The following is a 19323-nucleotide window of genomic DNA, read 5'->3' as shown; positions in this document are numbered from 1 at the left end:
CCTAAGACGCGAAGGATTTGCATGTCTGGCCACACCCCCTTGCCTCCCGAAGCCCTCGACCTGCCGCTGCTGCCGCTGCGCGACGTCGTGGTGTTTCCCCACATGGTGATCCCGCTGTTCGTGGGACGCCCCAAGAGCATCAAGGCGCTCGAGCTGGCCATGGAGGCGGAGCGCCGCATCATGCTCGTGGCCCAGAAGGCCGCGGCCAAGGACGAGCCCTCCGTCGAGGACATGTTCGAGGTCGGCTGCGTCTCGACCATCCTGCAGATGCTCAAGCTGCCCGACGGCACCGTGAAGGTGCTCGTCGAGGGCCAGCAGCGCGCCCGCGTCAACCGCATCGATGACGGCGAGACCCATTTCTCCGCCAACGTGACGCCCGTCGAGGCGCCCGAAGGTGGCGAGAAGGGCACCGAGGTCGAGGCGCTGCGCCGCGCGGTGATGCAGCAGTTCGACCAGTACGTCAAGCTGAACAAGAAGATTCCGCCCGAGATCCTCACCTCGATCTCGAGCATCGACGATCCGGGCCGCCTCGCGGACACCATCGCCGCGCACCTGCCCCTCAAGCTCGACAACAAGCAGGCCGTACTCGACCTCGACGACGTCAAGGAGCGCCTGGAAAACCTGTTCGGGCAGCTCGAGCGCGAGGTCGACATCCTCAACGTCGACAAGAAGATCCGCGGGCGCGTGAAGCGCCAGATGGAGAAGAACCAGCGCGACTTCTATCTCAACGAGCAGGTCAAGGCCATCCAGAAGGAGCTCGGCGAAGGCGAAGAGGGCGCGGACATCGAGGAGATCGAGAAGAAGATCAAGCTCGCGAAGATGTCCAAGGAAGGCCTGAAGAAGGCCGAGGGCGAGCTCAAGAAGCTCAAGCTCATGTCGCCCATGTCGGCCGAGGCCACCGTGGTGCGCAACTACATCGACGTGCTGGTCGGCCTGCCCTGGAGCAAGAAGACCAAGATCAAGCACGACCTCGCCAATGCCGAGGCGGTGCTCAATGCCGACCACTACGGCCTCGAGAAGGTCAAGGACCGCATCCTCGAGTACCTCGCGGTGCAGCAGCGCGTGGACAAGGTGAAGGCGCCGATCCTGTGCCTCGTTGGACCTCCGGGCGTGGGCAAGACCTCGCTGGGTCAGTCGATCGCCAAGGCGACCGGCCGCAAGTACACCCGCATGGCGCTGGGCGGCATGCGCGACGAAGCCGAGATCCGCGGCCACCGCCGCACCTACATCGGCGCGCTGCCGGGCAAGGTGCTGCAGGGCCTGAGCAAGATCGGCACGCGCAATCCGCTGTTCCTGCTCGACGAGATCGACAAGCTGGGCACCGACTTCCGCGGCGACCCGTCGAGCGCGCTGCTCGAGGTGCTCGATCCCGAGCAGAACCACACCTTCGGCGACCACTACGTGGAAGTCGACTTCGACCTGAGCGACGTGATGTTCGTCGCCACCTCGAACTCGATGAACATCCCGCCGGCGCTGCTGGACCGCATGGAAGTCATCCGCCTCTCGGGCTACACCGAGGACGAGAAGACCAACATCGCGATCAAGTACCTGCTGCCCAAGCAGATGAAGAACAACGGCGTGAAGGACGACGAGCTCGCGGTCACCGAAGAAGCGGTGCGCGACATCGTGCGCTACTACACGCGTGAGGCCGGCGTCCGCTCGCTCGAGCGCGAGCTGTCGAAGATCTGCCGCAAGGTGGTGAAGGGCCTGCTGCTCAAGCAGCTCACGCCGAAGGTCACCGTCACCGGCGAGAACCTCAACGACTTCCTCGGCGTGCGCAAGTACACCTTCGGGTTGGCCGAGAAGCAGAACCAGGTCGGCCAAGTGGTCGGCCTTGCGTGGACCGAAGTCGGCGGCGACCTGCTGACGATCGAGGCGGTCACCATGCCCGGCAAGGGCGTGATCAGCCGCACCGGTTCGCTCGGCGACGTGATGAAGGAGTCGGTCGAGGCCGCGCGCACCGTGGTGCGCAGCCGCTCGCGCCGCCTGGGCATCAAGGACGAGGTCTTCGAGAAGCGCGACATCCACATCCACGTGCCCGATGGCGCGACGCCAAAGGACGGCCCGAGTGCGGGCGCCGCGATGACGACGGCCTTCGTGTCGGCGCTCACGGGCATCCCTGTGCGCAGCGATGTCGCGATGACGGGCGAGATCACGCTGCGAGGCGAGGTCACGGCCATCGGCGGCCTGAAGGAAAAGCTGCTGGCGGCGCTGCGTGGTGGCATCAAGACCGTGCTGATCCCGGAAGAGAACGCCAAGGACCTGCAGGACATTCCCGAGAACGTGAAGAACGGCCTCGAGATCGTGCCGGTGAAGTGGATCGACAAGGTGCTCGAGATCGCCCTCGAGAAGATGCCCGAGCCGCTGTCCGACGAAGAGGTGGCTGCATCCGCTGCTGCGATGGCTGAGCTGGCCAAGCAGCGTACGCCGGCACCGGCTTCGGAAGGCTCGGTCAAGCACTGATCGACGCGTCGCAAAAGTTGCGGGACCTTGAAAAATTGGTATATACTTCAAGGCTCGAAACGCGGGAATAGCTCAGTTGGTAGAGCGCAACCTTGCCAAGGTTGAGGTCGAGAGTTCGAGACTCTTTTCCCGCTCCAGTTTTGAAAAAGGGAAGCTCCAGCTTCCCTTTTTTTCGCTAGGTCGATTTCGTATTTCAGCGTGGCGCGATAGCAAAGCGGTTATGCAACGGATTGCAAATCCGTCTAGTCCGGTTCGACTCCGGATCGCGCCTCCACTCTCCTCTCGGTTCAAACTGATTCGACCCCGAACACCAAGCCCCGCCAACCGACGTTGCCGGGGCTTGTTTTATTTGGGTTATCGTCGATGTCCAACCTGATGCCCGGATGGTGAAATTGGTAGACACATCGGACTTAAAATCCGCCGCTTCCTTAATCGGGGCATACGGGTTCGACCCCCGTTCCGGGTACCACACTTAAAAGGGAGCATTAGATGCCTCGCTACAACGCTCCATTTGAAATTCATGTGCACGGCGACGTGCCGCTGCGTTCGGACGTGACCTTCGATCAGATCCAGGAAGCGCTCAAGCCGCTGTGGAAGTACGCCGGCGCCAAGTCGCTGGCCGATGGCGCGACCAGTTCCTACGAGGAAGAGCCCGGCATCCGCTACGAGCAGAAGGACCACATGCTCCAGATGTGCTGGACCGTGGCCGGCGACGAAGACTTCCGCCAGGCGCTCGACGAGATGTGCATGGGCCTGAACGAGCTTTCCGAGCGCGGTGCGGCCATCGAGGTCACCTTCTACGACACCGACTTCGACGAGGAAGAAGGCGACCCCGAGGAAGAATCGCGCGACGACTTCCTGATGTTGTTCGTCGGCCCGAATCCGGCCGCGATCATGCAGGTGCAGCGCGACCTCCTGGTGGAAGACGTGGTCAATCTCATGGAGCGTCATTTCGACGGCTCCGAGCTGGGCGGCGTGGTCGCCGAGATCGACCGCCTGTTCAGCGACCGTTTCGACGCGCTCGTGAACTCGCTCGAAATCGGCAAACGCCCGCGCGGTACGGGCGGGCCGGGCAGCGGCGGTGGTCACGGCGGCGGTCGCCGTCCGCGCCATCTGCACTGAGCAGAGTCCCCCGCCTGCCCGGGCGGGACTCCGCAACTCCGCAACTCCGTGCATGGCGCGGCCTGCAGGCCGCGCAGCGCGCTTTCTCCTGACCGCCGGCGATCAGGGCAGCTTGTCGCCGAACAGGCTGTCGTTGGTCAGCGGCCACCCGACTTCCGGTGCGTAGCGCACCGTCCAGTTCGCCGGGTTCTTCACGCGCGCCGCGAAGGCTGCCAGGTCCGAGCGATCGAGTGAACCCGTGTAGATCGCGTTGGTCTGGTTGGCGGGGCTCACCGTGAAGCTGAAGGCGGTGCCTGCGGTCGTGACGGCGTCGGGAATGGTGCCCGCGGTGCCGCCCAGCGTGATGGTCGCGAGGTAGTCGCCGACGGCGGTGATCTGTCCCGCTACGCCGTCGCCCAGTCCGGCGATGGTGCCGCCCGCAATGGCATAGACGGTTTCCGACTTGCCGATGCCGCCCGGCGAACCGAGCGTGAAGCCCTTGTCCGCGATCGGATTGCCGGTCACGTCGGTCTGGATCGTCACGATGGTGCCTGCCGGCAGGTTGCGGTCGGCGGTCCAGAAGAAGGCGGTCTCGTTGGTGATGCCGGAGAACTCGTTGGTGCCCGACTTGCGGTCGCGGTCGGTGAAGAGCACCTTCGTGCCGCCGTTGACCGCCTTCAGCAGCACGAAGGCGTAGGCGTCGGGCGCCTCGGCGTTGGCCGCCATGAAGAGCAGGTCGCCGGTGGCGAGCGTGGTGGCGCCAGCGGTGGTGGTGAAGCTCAGCGTCGTCGCGTCGTCGATCCCGGGGAAGGCGTTGCCTGCGGGATCGGTGATGGCGTTGCCGTCGATCGTGACGTAATAGCCGCTGCTTGCCGACAGCAGTGCGGTCGGCACCAGCTTCAGCTTGTTGAAGGCCACCTGCAGGCGTGCGGCGGGGCTGTTGGCGTTGAAGGTTTCGACCACGCTGCCGTCGGCCTTGTGCAGCACGATGCTGCCCGAGCCCAGGCGCACGGCTTCGTTGAACGTCAGCGTGCACGATGCATCGAGGTTCACGCCGACGAGGTCCGCCAGTGATGCCTTCTTCAGCTTCGGCGCCGTGGTGTCGACCAGGGGTGCACCCAGGCGGACCACGAAGCCGTCGAATTTCTGGTCGGCGGGCGGCAGGTCCTTCGAGGCGGTCTTGCCGTCCCACTTGGTATCGCCGTTGTCCAGCAGCAGCTGGACCACCGTGCCGGCCTTCACGGGGCCCGGCACCTCCACGACGGACTCGAAGCTGCCGCCGGTTTTCTTCGACAGGGAATCGAGGTCGTTCGACAGCTCGACCGGTGCGCTGCTGGGATTGCCGTTCCACGCGAACAGCGCGAAGTTGCGGTCCGCGTCCGGGCTCGCGGGGCCTGCCGGGCCGGCGACGATCAGGTAGTTGCCATCGGTGCCCTTGTCGATCGAGCGGATGCCGCGGCCGCCCAGTTCGAGCTCGATGGGCGTACCGAACGCGGCCTGGGTGGCGGTGCCGGCGACCAGCGCCGCGTAGTTCTGCAGCGGCACGATCAGCGCCTTGGAGCGTACGGTGCCGCCCGTCTGCGGCGCACGGAAGCCCAGCCATAGCGCGGTGTCGCCCGGCGAACTGGTCATGCCCTCGATGGAGAAGCCGTCGACCCGCTCAGGCGCGATGCCGGCCCCTGCCGATACGGCAAAGCCGAAGTGGTTGGCGCCGAGGCCGTGCGCATTGCCGGAATCCCACGCGATGAGCTGCGCTTCGAGCAGCGCGAACTGGCCGACATAGTCGAACGCGGTGGCCGCGCCGGTGCCGCTGACCTTGACGGCGAACAGGTGCGAGCGGTCGGAGGCGGCGTCCGCGCCGTCCTTCTTGTTGCTGTTGGAGCCGGTGAGGTACAGCGTGTCGCCGATGCGCGTGCCGGCCTCGAGGTCGAGTTCCTTGGTGAGCTTGGGGCCGTCGAGCTTGTAGCTCCATTCCTTCACCGCCGCGCCGCCGGCGCGCGGGTAGACGCGCAGCACGTTGGCTTCATCGTCCGCGACGATCATGAAGTTGTCGGGCAGCGCGATGGCGGTCGATGCGTCGGACGAGCCTTCGGTGGTGCCCGCGTTTGGCGTGAACCGCGCCTCGGAGACGAACTGGCCGGGCTCGGAGGGCGTTGCCGGCGGCTGCGCGGGTTGCTGTGCGGGAGGCTGGGCAGCGGGCGGCGCCGAATTGACTGGCGGAAAGATCCCGCCAAGCCCCGAGCTTCCACCGCCGCCTCCGCAGGCGCCAAGGGCCAGCGCGAGGGCGCCGGCGAGGATCAGGGGCTTGAAGGGAATGCGAAGCTGGGGGAGGGAGTTCATTGTGCGCGGCAATACTTTTTGACAAACCGCGCATGCTGGTGCTTCTGTGTGACGGCCCGGTGAAAAAGCGGGCCCTGGATCAGCCTCCCGTCAGGGAATCTGCTGCTGGAGCGACTTCGGCACCTTGAAGCGCTCGCCGTCGTAGCGCAGCGTGACGGTGTTGAACTTCGGGGGCAGGGCCTTCTCGATGCAGCCCTGGTCTTCCTGCTCCTGCGCGCGGCTTTGCAGCAAGGTGCGAGACAGCTGCAGGTCGGCGAAGCCGTTGCTGCTGCCCTTGCCGACCGAGAGCATGGTGCGCAGCTTCTCGAAGTGGCCGGTGCAGGTGGAGTCCCAGCCGCCATGATCGTGGTCGAGCTCGATCTCCTGCAGCACCTGGCGCAGCTGTTTGCCGTGATGCACGTACAGCCGCACCGTCTCGCTCGCCAGCGGGCTGCCGGGCCCGTTGCTGCCCTTGTAGCGCACGCGCAGCCCGAAGGCGCGCGCCTCGGGCGAGAGCACGTACCGCGAGGTGTCGATGCGGATGTCCTGGATGGAGGTGGTGGCGTCCTCGTCGAGCGCCTCGGGCTGCACGAGCCGGCCGATGACGGTGTCGCGCTCGGTGTTGCCGTTGTCGGGGCGCTGGATCAGCAGGATCTCGAGGTCGAATACCTTGGCGCCGCGGTCGGTGGTTTCGCGCGGCATCGGCAGCACGACGATGCTGCGCCCCGGAAAGGCCGGCCACACCTTGCAGGCTGCGAGCCGCTCGTCGAGCTGGCGTTTGGGGTGCAGCTTGGCATGCATGCGCTCGGCAAGGCCGCTCTCGCAGGCCGCATGGCTCACTCCGGCGACCGAGAGGCCCAGGAGGAAGAAGGCCCACAGGGCGGCGCGGCGCGGAAGCGGCAGGCGCATGGCTCGGTTCAGGCCGTGGCGGCTGCGGAAAGCCCGAGCCACCTGGCAGCCGCGGCTTCGAGCACCGCAACGTCGCCGCTGCTCTGCAGCAGCAGGCTCCCGGCGGCGCCGGTTGCTTCGGTGGCGTCGGCAAGCCGGCCCGCCGATGCGAGCAGGCGCCGCGTCTGCTGCGCAACCGGCACGCCGGTGTCGATGAAGCGCAGTGTGGCCGGCGCATGCTTGGCCAGCTCGTCCTTCACCAGCGGATAGTGGGTGCAGCCGAGCACCACCGTGTCGACTTCGCCGGGGCCGTCGCCGAAAGGGCCGGCCTTGGCCATGTAGCGCTCGGCCAGCGCCGCGATGCCGGCCGAGTCGAAGCCTTCGATGGCCTTCACCAACCCGTCGCAGGGTACGGGCCGCACGTCGGCCGATCCCGCGAAGGAGGCGCGCAGGGTTGCGTACTTCGCACTGGCCAGCGTGCCGCGCGTGGCAAGCACCGAGACGTGCCCGGTGCGGCTTGCCGCCACCGCGGGCTTGAGGCCGGGTTCCAGCCCCACGATCGGCAGGTCGGGATGGTCGGCCCGCAGCAGGTGGATGGCGGCGGTGGTGGCTGTGTTGCAGGCCACCACCAGCGCCTTGATTCCGTGCTCGCGCAGCAGGTGTTCAACCACCGCGCGCGAGCGTTCGATCACGTAGGCGTCTCCGCGCTCGCCGTAGGGCGCATAGGCCGTGTCGGCGAAGTAGACGAAGTGCTCCTGCGGGAGTTCGGCCCTCAGCGCGGCCAGCACGCTGAGCCCGCCGACCCCGCTGTCGAAGACGCCTACCGGGCTCAACTCAGGCTTCTTCCATCATGATGGTCTTGTACTCGCCCGTGGCGATGCGCTTCTGCCACTCGGCCGGGCCGGTGATGTGCGCGCTGGTGCCGCCGGCGTCGACCGCCACCGTCACCGGCATGTCGACCACGTCGAATTCGTAGATGGCTTCCATGCCCAGGTCCTCGAAGCCCACCACCTTGGCGGTCTTGATGGCCTTGCTGACCAGGTAGGCGGCGCCGCCCACGGCCATGAGATATGCGCTCTTGTGCTTCTTGATGGCCTCGATGGCGACCGGGCCGCGCTCGGCCTTGCCGATCATGGCGATCAGGCCGGTCTGCGCCAGCATCATCTCGGTGAAGCCGTCCATGCGGGTGGCGGTGGTGGGGCCGGCGGGGCCGACGGCCTCGTCGCCCACCGGGTCGACCGGGCCGACGTAGTAGATGACGCGGTTGGTGAAATCGACCGGCAGCTTCTCACCCTTGGCCAGCATGCCCTGGATGCGCTTGTGCGCGGCGTCGCGGCCGGTGAGCATCTTGCCGTTGAGCAGCAGCGTGTCGCCGGGCTTCCAGCTCGCCACTTCGGCGGGCGTGAGCTTGTCGAGGTCGACGCGCTTGCTCTTCTTCTCGTCGGGGGCCCAGTTCACCTCGGGCCACAGGTCGAGAGAGGGCGCCTCGAGGTAGACCGGACCGCTGCCGTCCATCACGAAGTGCGCGTGGCGCGTGGCCGCGCAGTTGGGGATCATCGCCACGGGCTTGCTCGCCGCATGCGTGGGGTACATCTGGATCTTGACGTCCAGCACGGTGGCCAGGCCGCCCAGGCCCTGCGCGCCGATGCCCAGCGCGTTGACCTTCTCGTACAGCTCGACGCGCAGCGCCTCGACCTTGCTCAGCTCGGCGCCGGAATTCTTCTTGGCCAGCAGCTCGTGCATGTCGAGGTCGTCCATCAGGCTTTCCTTGGCCATCAGCGCGGCCTTCTCGGCCGTGCCGCCGATGCCGATGCCCAGCATGCCCGGCGGGCACCAGCCGGCGCCCATGGTGGGCACGGTCTTGAGCACCCAGTCGACCACGCTGTCGCCGGGGTTGAGCATGACCAGCTTGCTCTTGTTCTCGCTGCCGCCGCCTTTGGCGGCCACGGTGACTTCAAGTTTGTCGCCCGGAACGATCTCCGTGAAGATCACTGCGGGCGTGTTGTCCTTGGTGTTCTTGCGGTCGAACTGCGGATCGGCCACGACCGAGGCGCGCAGCGTGTTGTCGGGGTGGTTGTAGCCGCGGCGCACGCCTTCGTTGATGGCGTCGTCCAGGCTGCCGGTGAAGCCGCCCCAGCGCACGTCCATGCCCACCTTGAGGAACACGTTGACGATGCCGGTGTCCTGGCAGATCGGGCGCTGGCCGGTCGCGCTCATCTTGCTGTTGGTCAGGATCTGCGCGATGGCGTCCTTGGCCGCCGGGCTCTGCTCGCGCTCGTAGGCGCGGGCCAGGTGGGCGATGTAGTCGGCGGGGTGGTAGTAGCTGATGTACTGCAGCGCGGCGCTGATCGATTCGATCAGGTCGGCCTGCTGGATCGTGGTCGTCATGGTGGGGGCTTTGTAGGAGTGTGGAAACGCCCCCCGATTATCTCAGCCGCGGCGCCTGCCCCGCCTGACCCACCCGTGCCGCCCGTCCCGCCTACCTTGCCGCGGCACGGGCCTGCTCGACCCAGCCGTCGAACAGCTCCTGGTGCGCCCGGATCCACCCGTCGGCATGGCGCTCCACGTCCTGCTGCGTGTTGGCGCCCTGGCTCATGCGCAGGTTCTGGGCGTTGATGTCGCCGATCGGCAGCTTCATCACCTCGAAGAGCTTCGCCGCGGCGGGGTTCTTCTCGATGAAGGCCCGGTTGGCAACGATCTGCTCGTCGTTGGCCTGGAATCCGTAGTTCCGGCCGTTGGGCAGCTGCGTGTCGACGTTGCCGCCGTCGCCTTGCGACGACGAGAACGGCACCTGCAGCCACACCACGTCCTTGCCGGGGCGCAGCACGGCGCTGACCCAGTACGGCGTCCACGTGTAGTACAGCACCGGCTTGTCCTGCTTGAATCGCGCGATGGTGTCGGCCATCAGCGCGGCATAGCTGCCTTGCCGGTGGCTGACGGTGTCGCGCAGCTGGTAGGCCGTCAGGTGGCTCTCGATGGCCAGTTCGCATCCCCAGCCCGGGTTGCAGCCCGTGAGGTCGGCCTTGCCGTCGCCGTCCGTGTCGAACAGCTTCGCGATGGCCGGGTCCTTCAGCTGCGCGATGTTGGTGATGCCGTACTGCTCGGCCGTCTTGCGGTCGATCAGGTAGCCCTGGACCGCACCTGCGGAATACACGCCCTTGCGCCACAGCTTGGCGTCGCCGCCGCTGTTCTTGTAGAAGTCTGCGTGCAGCAGGCTCCAGTGGTTGGCCATGAAGGTGGCGTCGCCGTTGGCGATGGCCAGGTGCTCGGTGGCGGGCTCCAGGTCCTTCATGGGCTCGACCTTGTAGCCGAGCTTCTCCAGGCCACGCATCACCAGCAGCGTCTGGAAGGCTTCTTCCGCAAGCGAGCTCTTCAGCGGCTGCACGGTGACGCCCTTGCCGGGCAGGTCGTTGGAGGCCTGGGCGGCCGCGCCCGAGGCCACGAAGGCTAGGGCGAGCAGGCCGCGGGCGATGAGTCCGGTCTTGTTGCCGACGAAGTTCATGTGGCGGGTTCCTCCGTTCATCGCACCTGGGCGGAAAGGGCGGGCGCGGGCTTGGCCTCGGTACGCGACGGCGCCACGGCACGCTGCAGCAGGCGAAGCGCGAAACCCACCGGCCCGGTGTGCCACCAGTGGCGTCCGCCGCCGCGGCGCGACTTGCCCATGGCCTGCGTCAGGCGGTCCAGCGAGATCGCCAGCAGCACGATGCCCAGGCCGCCCACGGTGGCCAGGCCCATGTCGAGCCGGCCGATGCCGCGCAGCACCATCTGGCCGAGGCCGCCCACCGCGATCATCGAAGCGATGACCACCATCGACAGCGACAGCATCAGCGCCTGGTTGATGCCCGCCATGATCGACGGCATGGCCAGCGGCAGCTGCACCTTCACCAGCATCTGCCAGGGCGAGGCGCCGTAGGCGCGCGCAGCCTCGATCAGGTCGGGGCGCACCTGGCGCAGGCCGAGGTTGGTCAGGCGCACCAGCGGCGCCAGCGCGAAGACGATGGTCACGATCACGCCCGGCACGTTGCCGATGCCGAACAGCATCACCACCGGCACCAGGTACACGAAGGCCGGCGTGGTCTGCATCGCGTCGAGCACCGGGCGCATCACGCGCTGGGCCCGGTCGCTGCTGGCCAGCAGCACGCCCAGCGGCAGGCCGACGGCCATGCAGAACACCAGCGAGGTCAGCACCAGCGACAGCGTCACCATCGCCTCCGGCCAGATGCCCAGCATGGCCACCAGCAGCAGCGCCACCGTGGTGCCGATGGCCAGCGCGCGGCCAGCGAACTGCCAGGCCAGCAGGCCGATGAGCGCGATCATCGCCAGCGTGGGCAGGCCGGTGAGCAGGCCCTGGATCCAGTTCAGCGTGCCGTCGATGGGCAGGCGCACGGTCTGGAAGAAGGGGCGGAAGTGCTCGACCACCCAGCCCAGGCCGCTGTTGATCCAGGATTCGACCGGCAGCGAGCCGTCCCACAGGCGGTGCAGCTGCAGCCCGCCGGCGGCATCCGCGTGGCCGGCGAGCTGATGGGCGCCATCGAGCGGCGCGGGGGCGTCGAGCCAGGCGCTGGTCGCGGAGGTGTCGGGCGCGGCCGACAGGGCTTCCCACGGGTCGACAGGCATCGGCGCAGGCGAGGGCGTCGCGAGCGCGGTCGATGCGTCGTTCAGCGGTGCGAGTTCGGAAGACAGTGCGGTGTCGTTCATCTGATGTGTCCTTCGAGTTCGTTCAGGCCGCGTTGGCGGCGTCGGCGGTGGCGGCCACGGGTTGCTGCGGCTGGTGCGCCGGGTCGATGGGCGGCGTGTCGCGGTCCAGGAACTTCAGCAGCGTCGTCTTGCTGATCGCGCCGCAGAAGCGGCCGTCGGCCGCCACCACCGGCATCGCGCACGGCGCCTGGGCCACCTGGCCGAAGAGTCCCGCCACGGGCGCATCGGCGTCGATCGTGCCGAGGTCGTTCAGGAACGCGTGGCGCAGCCCCAGCGGACCCGAATGGCCGTCGAGCGCGGCGCGCAGGGTGTCGGCCGACACGGTTCCCAGGTAGCGCTTGTTCGGGCTGGTCACGTAGGCGAAGTCGCGGTCCTGGTCCTCCAGCTGCTTGAGCGCTGCACGCGCGCCGCGCTCCGGATGTTCGCTGACCACGGTGAGCTGCTTGCGCGCGATGTCGCCCGCCTTGAACACCGCCGCCGCGTCCACGCCGCGCACGAAGCTGCGCACGTAGTCGTTGGCGGGGCTGCGCAGGATCTCGTCGGGCGTGCCGACCTGGATCACCTGGCCGTCCTTCATGATCGCGATCCGGTCGCCGATGCGCATTGCCTCGTCGAGGTCGTGCGAGATGAAGACGATCGTGCGGCGCTGCTCCTGCTGCAGGCGCAGCAGCTCCGACTGCATCTCGGTGCGGATGATCGGATCGAGCGCCGAGAAAGCCTCGTCCATCAGCAGGATCGACGGATCGGATGCCAGCGCGCGCGCCAGGCCCACGCGCTGCTGCATGCCGCCCGAGAGCTCGTCGGGATAACTGTCGCCCCAGCCCGCCAGGCCCACCTGCGCGAGCGCTTTGTCGGCCTGCGCGAGGCGCTCCTTCTTGCCGGTGCCCGAGAGCTCGAGGCCGAACGCGGTGTTCTCGCGCACCGTCATGTGCGGCATCAGCGCGAACGACTGGAACACCATGCTGATGTCCTTGCGGCGCAGCGCGCGCAGCTTGATGTCGGAATGTTCGTTGATGTCCGCGCCGTCGATCACGATGCGGCCCGCGGTCGGCTCGATCAGCCGGTTCAGCAGGCGCACCAGCGTCGACTTGCCCGAGCCCGAGAGGCCCATGATGACGAAGATTTCTCCGGCCTGGATCTCGAAGGTGGCGTCGAACACGCCGATCGACTGGCCGGTGCGCGCCAGGATCTCCTTCTTCGAAAGTCCTTGCCGGACCAGCTCCAGGGCTTGTTCGGGCTCGTCGCCGAACACCTTGAAGACATGGTCGATGAGAATTCCTTTGGCCATAAGTCGGGGCTCTCCTTGGTTGAAGGTTGACTGAGAGTTCGCCGTCCCGAAGGAACGGCGCAGCCACGCCCCGGCCCGTCAGAAGAAGGGGCGGCCGACAGGCACTGAAGACGACAGGGCGACGAAGCCAGTGCCCGCCGGATGCTTCATTCGCAGCGCGACGGGCCTGGTCGAGGGGCGCCGGCTGGAGGAGCGTGACGTGGCAATGGAGCCGGAAAGATCCGGCCGGTTTACCGGGCAGGGCCCGGCGGGAGCACCTTGCACCGCGACGGGATTCGGAGATCCGCGAGTAGTGCAGGCTTGACCAGCGGCGTCATCATCATGACTTGCTGGTCGTCAGAAGGCGTTGATTATAACTTTTCGACATGATGCGGTCAAGGCGAGCCGCTGGCCGGCGGTGTCGGCGACGGCGCAATGCCCTCGTCAGATGAGAGCTACTCTCATTGGGGCGATACTTCGGGTCGCGCCGGAAAGCGGCGCTACCTTTCACGATCCTGCGGAGCTTTTTCTCATGACGACTTCCCCCAAGACCCGTGCCGAGCGCGACACCTTCGGACCGATCGACGTTCCGGCCGACAAGCTGTGGGGCGCGCAGACGCAGCGCTCGCTGCAGAACTTCGACATCTCCGGCGAGCAGCAGCCGCGCGAGATCATCAAGGCGCTGGCCCAGGTCAAGCGCGCCTCCGCCGTGGTCAACCATGCGCTGGGCCTGCAGGACGAGAAGAAGACCCAGGCCATCGTGGCCGCGGCCGACGAAGTCATCGGCGGCAAGCACCCGGGCGAGTTCCCGCTGGTGGTCTGGCAGACCGGCTCTGGCACGCAGACCAACATGAACGTCAACGAGGTGCTGGCCAACCGCGCCAGCGAGATCCTCGGCGGCGAGCGCGGCGAAGGGCGCCTCGTTCATCCCAACGACGACGTGAACCGCAGCCAGTCGAGCAACGACGTGTTCCCGACGGCGATGCACGTGGCCGCCGTCGAGGCCATCACCCACAAGCTGCTGCCGGCCATCGGCAAGCTGCGCGCCACGCTGGAGCAGAAGTCGAAGGACTTCGCCGACATCGTGAAGATCGGCCGCACCCACCTGCAGGACGCCACGCCCCTCACGCTGGGCCAGGAGTTCTCGGGCTATGTCGCCCAGCTCGCCCATGGCGAGGCACATGTGCGCGCCGCGCTGCCGCACCTGTGCGAACTGGCGCTGGGCGGCACGGCCGTCGGCACCGGCCTCAACGCGCCCAAGGGCTATGCGGAACAGGTGGCAGCGGAACTGGCGAAGCTCACCGGCCTGCCTTTCGTGACCGCGCCGAACAAGTTCGAGGCCATGGCCAGCGTCGATGCGCTGGTGCACGCCCACGGCGCGCTGAAGACGCTGGCTGCCAGCATGAACAAGATCGCCAACGACGTACGCTGGCTCGCCAGCGGCCCGCGCAGCGGCATCGGCGAACTGAGCATTCCCGAGAACGAGCCTGGCTCGTCGATCATGCCGGGCAAGGTCAACCCGACGCAGAGCGAAGCCGTGACGATGCTGGCGGCGCAGGTGTTCGGCAACGACGTCGCCATCAACATCGGCGGCGCCTCGGGCAACTTCGAACTGAACGTGTTCCGTCCGATGGTGGCGCACAACTTCCTGCAGAGCGTGCGCCTCCTGGCCGACGGCATGGTGAGCTTCAACGACCACTGCGCCGTGGGCATCGAGCCCAACCGCGAGCGCATCACCGAGCTGGTGCAGCGCTCGCTGATGCTCGTGACGGCGCTCAACACGCACATCGGCTACGACAAGGCCGCCTTCATCGCCAAGAAGGCGCACAAGGAAGGCACCAGCCTGCGCGAGGCGGCGATCGCTTCGGGCCACCTGACGGCCGAGCAGTTCGACCAGTGGGTGGTGCCGGAGAACATGACCGGGCGTTGATCCGGCCAGCGCAAGCAAACAAGGACCCGCGAGGGTCCTTTTTTTGTTGTTGCCTGCGGCTCAGTAGCCGATGGTGTAGCGCTGGCGGGAATGCGCCGGCTTTTCCAGTTCGTCGATGAACGCGATCGCGTAGTCCGGGAAGGTGATCCAGCTGCGGCCTTCGGCGCTCACGAGCAGGTCGTCCTTGCCCAGGCGGAACTTGCCGGTGCGCTCGCCTTCGACGAATTCGGCCGAGGGCGAGAGGAAGGTCCAGTCCAGGTCCTTCTCGTTGCGCAGCGTGTCGAGGAACACGCCGCCGGCAGAGGCTTCGGCGCGGTACGCGTCGGGGAAGTTGGGCGTGTCGATCACCTTCAGGCCGGGCGCCGCGAACAGGCTGCCCGCGCCTCCGACGACCAGCAGTCGCTTCACGCCGGCACGCTTCGTCGGCTCGATGATGGCCGCGGGCGGCACGGTGGCGAAGTGCGCTGCGCTGAACACTGCATCGTGGCCGGCAAGTGCCTTCTCGAGCGCTGCGCCGTCGAGCGCGTCGAGGTCGACGGCCTTCACGTTGGCACGGCCCGCTAGCTTGGCGCTGGCCCTGCGGGCGATGGCGGTGACGGTGTGGCCGCGGCGCAGGGCCTCCTCGAGAAGCTGGCTGCCGGCACGTCCGGTGGCGCCGATGATGGCGATGTGGCTCATGGTGACTCCTGTGAAAGATCGGATGGGATGAGCCGCATCTTAGGTTTCTGCTTTCGAAAGAAATACCTCGATTTACGCGCTTGTTTATTCCTAGAATCGTTCGAATGGACCGATTGAACGCAATGCGCGTGTTCGTCACCGTGGTCGATTCGGGCAGTCTTTCGGCAGCAGCCGACAAGCTCGACATGTCCCGCCCGGTCGTCACGCGCTATGTCGCCGAGCTGGAGCAATGGACCGGCGCGCGCCTGCTGCACCGCACGACGCGCCGCCTGAGCCTCACTGCGGCGGGCGAGGAACTGCTGCCGCGATGCCGGCAGGTGCTGGAGCTCACCGGCGATATGCAGGCGGCGGTGCGCCATCCGGCGGAGGCGCCGCGCGGGCAGCTTCGGATCACCACCGGCACTTCCTTCGCGCAGGCCCAGCTGGCCGATGCGATCGCGGACTACGTGCGGCTCCATCCGGCCGTGATGGTCGACCTGGTGCTGCTGGATCGCACAGTGAACCTGGTCGATGAGCGCATCGACCTTGCGATCCGCACCGCGGCCGAGATCGACCCCAACCTCATCGCACGCCGTCTCACGACCTGCCGTTCGGTGGTCTGCGCCTCACCGGCCTATCTGGCCCGGCATGGTCACCCGCAGCGCGTGGACGAACTGGCGCAGCGCAACTGCCTCACGCATTCGTATTTCGGCCGCAGCCTCTGGAACTTCACGCGAAAGAGCGACGGCGAGCCGGTGTCGGTGGCAGTCGACGGGAACGTGTCGGCGAACGACGCGGTCAGCCTGATGTCGCTGGCGCGCGCCGGCGCGGGCATCGCGATGCTGCCGACCTACCTGACTGCGCAGCGGGTACATGACGGGGAGCTGGTGCCGCTCTTCCCCGATTTCGAGCCGCAGGTGGTGGGCATGTATGCGGTGTACGCCTCGCGCAAGCACATGCCGGCCACGCTGCGCACGATGCTCGACTTCCTTGCCGAGCGCTTCTCCGACCCGCCCGCCTGGGACGTTGCATCGCAGGCAGGCCAGGGTCGGGGCTAGGGGAGATCAGTGCGGGTCGGCGGGCGGATGGGCGGGCGCCATCAGCCGGTCGGTGTAGGCGATGGCCATCGCCGAGAACAGGAACGCGATGTGGATCACGGTCTGCGCGATCAGCACGCGGTCGGTGTAGTTGTCGGCGTTAATGAAGGTCTTCAGCAGGTGGATGGAGCTGATGCCGATGATGGCGGTGGCCAGCTTCACCTTGAGCACCGAGGCGTTCACGTGGCTCAGCCACTCGGGCTGGTCGCGGTGGCCTTCGAGGTCCATGCGGCTCACGAAGGTCTCGTAGCCGCCCACGATCACCATGATGAGCAGGTTGGAGATCATCACCACGTCGATCAGCGCAAGCACCACGAGCATGATGACCGTCTCGTTCAGCGTGCCCACGGGAGCCGTGGTCTTGTAGCCGATGCTGGTGATCAGCGCCTGCAGCGCCTCCTTGGAGCCGAAGGCGGCCTCCACCAGATGCAGCAGCTCGACCAGGAAGTGCACCACGTACACGGCCTGCGCCACGATCAGGCCCAGGTACAGCGGCAGCTGCAGCCAGCGGCTCGCGAAGATCAGCTTGGGCAGGGGGCGAAGCGGCGAACCACGGCGTGGTACGGGCGGGTTCCGGGTGTCGAAAGGGTCGGGAGCAGACATCTGCAGTGCGGTTGTGGAGGACCGGGAATTCTAGGGGTGTCCCGGTGACGCACTCGTGATAACCCCGAGAGGGCCATCGAACAGGCTCTAACATGGCACCCGTCAGTGACCCGTAAGTGGGTCCGCCGACATTACGGCCGCACCCATCCTGGAGACAAAGAGCATGAGCAGCAGCGCATCGAAGAACATTGAATCCGTCCTGGTCGAGAACCGCGTCTTCCCGCCGGACGCCCGCGCCACGCAGGGCGCGCGCATTTCCGGCATGGCCGCCTACGAGGCCCTGTGCAAGGAGGCTGAGCAGGATTTCGAGGGGTTCTGGACCCGCCTGGCCAAGGACAACCTGAACTGGACCAAGCCCTTCACGAAGACGCTCGACGAATCGAATGCGCCGTTCTACCAGTGGTTCGGCGACGGCGAACTCAACGCCAGTGCCAACTGCCTCGACAGGCACATCGGCACCCCGGTCGAGAACAAGACCGCCATCGTCTTCGAGGCCGACGACGGCGCCGTCACCAAGGTCACCTACAAGGAACTGCTCGCGCGCGTGAGCCAGTTCGCCAACGCGCTGAAGGCACGCGGCATCAAGAAGGGCGACCGCGTCATCGTCTACATGCCCATGACCATCGAGGGCGTCGTCGCCATGCAGGCCTGTGCGCGCATCGGCGCCACCCACAGCGTGGTGTTCGGCGGCTTCTCTGCCAAGGCGCTGCAGGAGCGCATCATCGACGCGGGCGCGGTGGCCGTCATCACCGCCAACTACCAGCTGCGCGGCGGCAAGGAACTGCCGCTGAAGGCCATCGTGGACGACGGCATCGCGCTGGGCGGCTGCGAGTCGATCAAGACCGTGCTGGTGTACGAGCGCACGCCCACCGCGTGGAACCGCGTCGAGGGGCGCGACATCACCTTCACCGAGGCGCTGAAGGGGCAGGGCACCGAATGCGCGCCCGTTGCTGTCAACGCCGAGCATCCGCTCTTCATCCTCTACACCTCGGGCTCCACCGGCAAGCCCAAGGGCGTGCAGCACTCCACCGGCGGCTACCTGCTGTGGGCGAAGCTCACGATGGACTGGACCTTCGACATCCGCCCCGAGGACGTGTTCTGGTGCACCGCCGACATCGGCTGGATCACCGGCCACACCTACGTCGCCTACGGCCCGCTCGCCGCCGGCGCGACGCAGGTGGTGTTCGAGGGCATCCCGACCTTCCCGCACGCGGGCCGCTTCTGGCAGATGATCGAGAAGCACAAGGTCAGCGTGTTCTACACGGCGCCCACCGCGATCCGCTCGCTCATCAAGGCCGCCGACGGCGACGAGAAGGTGCATCCGAAGAACTGGGACCTCACCAGCCTGCGCATCCTCGGCTCGGTCGGCGAGCCGATCAATCCCGAGGCCTGGATGTGGTACCACCGCAATGTGGGCGGCGAGCGCTGCCCCATCGTCGACACCTTCTGGCAGACCGAGACCGGCGGCCACGTCATCACGCCGCTGCCGGGCGCCACGCCGCTGGTGCCGGGCTCGTGCACGCTGCCGCTGCCGGGCATCATGGCCGCCATCGTCGACGAGACGGGCAAGGACCTGCCCAACGGCGCGGGCGGCATGCTGGTCATCAAGCGGCCCTGGCCCTCGATGATCCGCACGATCTGGAACGACCCCGAGCGCTTCAAGAAGAGCTACTTCCCCGAGGAGATGGGCGGCACGATCTACCTCGCCGGCGACGGCGCGGTGCGCAGCGCCGACCGCGGCTACTTCCGCATCACCGGCCGCATCGACGATGTGCTGAACGTGTCGGGCCACCGCCTGGGCACGATGGAGATCGAATCGGCGCTGGTCGCCAAGACCGACCTGGTGGCCGAGGCCGCGGTGGTGGGCCGCCCCGACGACGTGACCGGCGAGGCCGTGTGCGCCTTCGTCGTGCTCAAGCGCGCCCGCCCGACCGGCGAGGAAGCCAAGCAGATCGCCAACGAGCTGCGCAACTGGGTCGCCAAGGAAATCGGCCCGATCGCCAAGCCCAAGGACATCCGCTTCGGCGACAACCTGCCCAAGACCCGCAGCGGCAAGATCATGCGCCGCCTGCTGCGCAGCATCGCCAAGGGCGAGGCGATCACGCAGGACACCTCCACGCTGGAGAACCCTGCGATCCTGGAGCAGTTGTCGCAGACGAACTGATCCGGGATCCGGCCGCAGGCCGGTGCGTGCGAAGCACGTGAGCAGGTGAAGACGGCACTCATATCGCGCAGCGATGTGATGTGCCGGCAGAACCCTGCGATCCTGGAGCAGTTGTCGCAGACGAATTGAGCAGTAG

The 19323-nt window shown here is 67.1% G+C and carries 14 protein-coding genes and 3 tRNA genes; 8 read left to right on the top strand and 9 right to left on the bottom strand.

Going from position 1 to position 19323, the window contains the following annotated elements; genetic code table 11:
- Window positions 1-21: 21 nt before the first annotated feature.
- The 5 genes from lon to ACTJLF_RS03160 all read left to right on the top strand — a co-directional run bounded on the left by lon (window position 22) and on the right by ACTJLF_RS03160 (window position 3585).
- Window positions 22-2463 carry an endopeptidase La gene (lon, locus tag ACTJLF_RS03180; protein WP_019652330.1) on the top strand — a complete coding sequence of 814 codons (2442 nt, stop codon included), beginning with the start codon at window positions 22-24 and terminating at the stop codon, window positions 2461-2463.
- Window positions 2464-2524: 61 nt separating this feature from the next.
- Window positions 2525-2600 (top strand) — tRNA-Gly (locus ACTJLF_RS03175).
- A gap of 63 nt (window positions 2601-2663) precedes the next feature.
- A tRNA-Cys gene (locus tag ACTJLF_RS03170) sits at window positions 2664-2737 on the top strand.
- 103 nt (window positions 2738-2840) lie between these two features.
- Window positions 2841-2932 (top strand) — tRNA-Leu (locus ACTJLF_RS03165).
- Between the two features lie 20 nt (window positions 2933-2952).
- Window positions 2953-3585 carry a DUF6806 family protein gene (locus ACTJLF_RS03160; protein ID WP_019652331.1) on the top strand — a complete coding sequence of 211 codons (633 nt, stop codon included), beginning with the start codon at window positions 2953-2955 and terminating at the stop codon, window positions 3583-3585.
- 102 nt (window positions 3586-3687) lie between these two features.
- Here the strand turns inward: ACTJLF_RS03160 and ACTJLF_RS03155 are convergent, their stop codons facing one another.
- The 7 genes from ACTJLF_RS03155 to proV all read right to left on the bottom strand — a co-directional run bounded on the left by ACTJLF_RS03155 (window position 3688) and on the right by proV (window position 12757).
- Complete coding sequence (locus ACTJLF_RS03155) at window positions 3688-5904, bottom strand: Ig-like domain-containing protein (protein ID WP_440882468.1); 2217 nt, start codon at window positions 5902-5904, stop codon at window positions 3688-3690.
- A 90-nt stretch (window positions 5905-5994) separates the two neighbouring features.
- Entirely contained in the window at window positions 5995-6792 is a 798-nt protein-coding gene (locus ACTJLF_RS03150; protein WP_019652333.1) for a hypothetical protein, read from the bottom strand.
- 8 nt (window positions 6793-6800) lie between these two features.
- Window positions 6801-7604, bottom strand: a complete 804-nt coding sequence (murI, locus tag ACTJLF_RS03145; protein WP_440882467.1) for a glutamate racemase — start codon at window positions 7602-7604, stop codon at window positions 6801-6803.
- A 1-nt stretch (window position 7605) separates the two neighbouring features.
- On the bottom strand, window positions 7606-9159 hold the full coding sequence (locus ACTJLF_RS03140) for a fumarate hydratase (protein WP_019652335.1): 1554 nt from the start codon (window positions 9157-9159) through the stop codon (window positions 7606-7608).
- Window positions 9160-9250: 91 nt separating this feature from the next.
- A complete protein-coding gene (gene proX / locus ACTJLF_RS03135; protein ID WP_132798048.1) occupies window positions 9251-10273 on the bottom strand; it encodes a glycine betaine/L-proline ABC transporter substrate-binding protein ProX in 1023 nt (340 codons plus the stop codon).
- Between the two features lie 17 nt (window positions 10274-10290).
- Window positions 10291-11469 carry a glycine betaine/L-proline ABC transporter permease ProW gene (proW, locus tag ACTJLF_RS03130; protein WP_440882466.1) on the bottom strand — a complete coding sequence of 393 codons (1179 nt, stop codon included), beginning with the start codon at window positions 11467-11469 and terminating at the stop codon, window positions 10291-10293.
- A gap of 22 nt (window positions 11470-11491) precedes the next feature.
- Window positions 11492-12757, bottom strand: coding sequence for a glycine betaine/L-proline ABC transporter ATP-binding protein ProV (gene proV / locus ACTJLF_RS03125; protein ID WP_184603679.1), 1266 nt, complete (start codon window positions 12755-12757; stop codon window positions 11492-11494).
- Window positions 12758-13268: 511 nt separating this feature from the next.
- On the opposite strand from proV, the gene fumC reads away from it, so the two are divergent.
- On the top strand, window positions 13269-14666 hold the full coding sequence (gene fumC, locus ACTJLF_RS03120; RefSeq protein ID WP_440882465.1) for a class II fumarate hydratase: 1398 nt from the start codon (window positions 13269-13271) through the stop codon (window positions 14664-14666).
- Window positions 14667-14726: 60 nt separating this feature from the next.
- On the opposite strand, the gene ACTJLF_RS03115 is transcribed toward fumC, so the two are convergent.
- Entirely contained in the window at window positions 14727-15344 is a 618-nt protein-coding gene (locus ACTJLF_RS03115; protein WP_440882464.1) for an NAD(P)-dependent oxidoreductase, read from the bottom strand.
- Between the two features lie 104 nt (window positions 15345-15448).
- Between ACTJLF_RS03115 and ACTJLF_RS03110 the strand changes: the two genes are divergently transcribed.
- Entirely contained in the window at window positions 15449-16381 is a 933-nt protein-coding gene (locus ACTJLF_RS03110) for a LysR family transcriptional regulator (protein ID WP_019652341.1), read from the top strand.
- A 6-nt stretch (window positions 16382-16387) separates the two neighbouring features.
- On the opposite strand, the gene ACTJLF_RS03105 is transcribed toward ACTJLF_RS03110, so the two are convergent.
- A complete protein-coding gene (locus ACTJLF_RS03105) occupies window positions 16388-17023 on the bottom strand; it encodes a YqhA family protein (protein ID WP_126182026.1) in 636 nt (211 codons plus the stop codon).
- Between the two features lie 163 nt (window positions 17024-17186).
- On the opposite strand from ACTJLF_RS03105, the gene acs reads away from it, so the two are divergent.
- Window positions 17187-19187 carry an acetate--CoA ligase gene (gene acs / locus ACTJLF_RS03100; protein WP_145758599.1) on the top strand — a complete coding sequence of 667 codons (2001 nt, stop codon included), beginning with the start codon at window positions 17187-17189 and terminating at the stop codon, window positions 19185-19187.
- Window positions 19188-19323 lie beyond the last annotated feature (136 nt).

The organism is Variovorax sp. 22077, from assembly GCF_052044195.1.
Taxonomy (GTDB): domain Bacteria; phylum Pseudomonadota; class Gammaproteobacteria; order Burkholderiales; family Burkholderiaceae_C; genus Variovorax; species Variovorax atrisoli.
Note: the sequence above shows the minus strand (reverse complement) of the source record. Positions and strands in the feature narration are given on the sequence as shown.

What these genes read in the sequence shown, in the direction of transcription:
- proW (WP_440882466.1), bottom strand. Translation starts at nt 11,469, where the DNA reads ATGAACGACACCGCACTGTCTTCCGAACTCGCACCGCTGAACGACGCA.
- acs (WP_145758599.1), top strand. Translation starts at nt 17,187, where the DNA reads ATGAGCAGCAGCGCATCGAAGAACATTGAATCCGTCCTGGTCGAGAAC.
- ACTJLF_RS03105 (WP_126182026.1), bottom strand. Translation starts at nt 17,023, where the DNA reads ATGTCTGCTCCCGACCCTTTCGACACCCGGAACCCGCCCGTACCACGC.
- ACTJLF_RS03160 (WP_019652331.1), top strand. Translation starts at nt 2,953, where the DNA reads ATGCCTCGCTACAACGCTCCATTTGAAATTCATGTGCACGGCGACGTG.
- ACTJLF_RS03155 (WP_440882468.1), bottom strand. Translation starts at nt 5,904, where the DNA reads ATGAACTCCCTCCCCCAGCTTCGCATTCCCTTCAAGCCCCTGATCCTC.
- lon (WP_019652330.1), top strand. Translation starts at nt 22, where the DNA reads ATGTCTGGCCACACCCCCTTGCCTCCCGAAGCCCTCGACCTGCCGCTG.
- ACTJLF_RS03150 (WP_019652333.1), bottom strand. Translation starts at nt 6,792, where the DNA reads ATGCGCCTGCCGCTTCCGCGCCGCGCCGCCCTGTGGGCCTTCTTCCTC.
- proV (WP_184603679.1), bottom strand. Translation starts at nt 12,757, where the DNA reads ATGGCCAAAGGAATTCTCATCGACCATGTCTTCAAGGTGTTCGGCGAC.
- proX (WP_132798048.1), bottom strand. Translation starts at nt 10,273, where the DNA reads ATGAACTTCGTCGGCAACAAGACCGGACTCATCGCCCGCGGCCTGCTC.
- ACTJLF_RS03140 (WP_019652335.1), bottom strand. Translation starts at nt 9,159, where the DNA reads ATGACGACCACGATCCAGCAGGCCGACCTGATCGAATCGATCAGCGCC.
- ACTJLF_RS03110 (WP_019652341.1), top strand. Translation starts at nt 15,449, where the DNA reads ATGGACCGATTGAACGCAATGCGCGTGTTCGTCACCGTGGTCGATTCG.
- fumC (WP_440882465.1), top strand. Translation starts at nt 13,269, where the DNA reads ATGACGACTTCCCCCAAGACCCGTGCCGAGCGCGACACCTTCGGACCG.
- ACTJLF_RS03115 (WP_440882464.1), bottom strand. Translation starts at nt 15,344, where the DNA reads ATGAGCCACATCGCCATCATCGGCGCCACCGGACGTGCCGGCAGCCAG.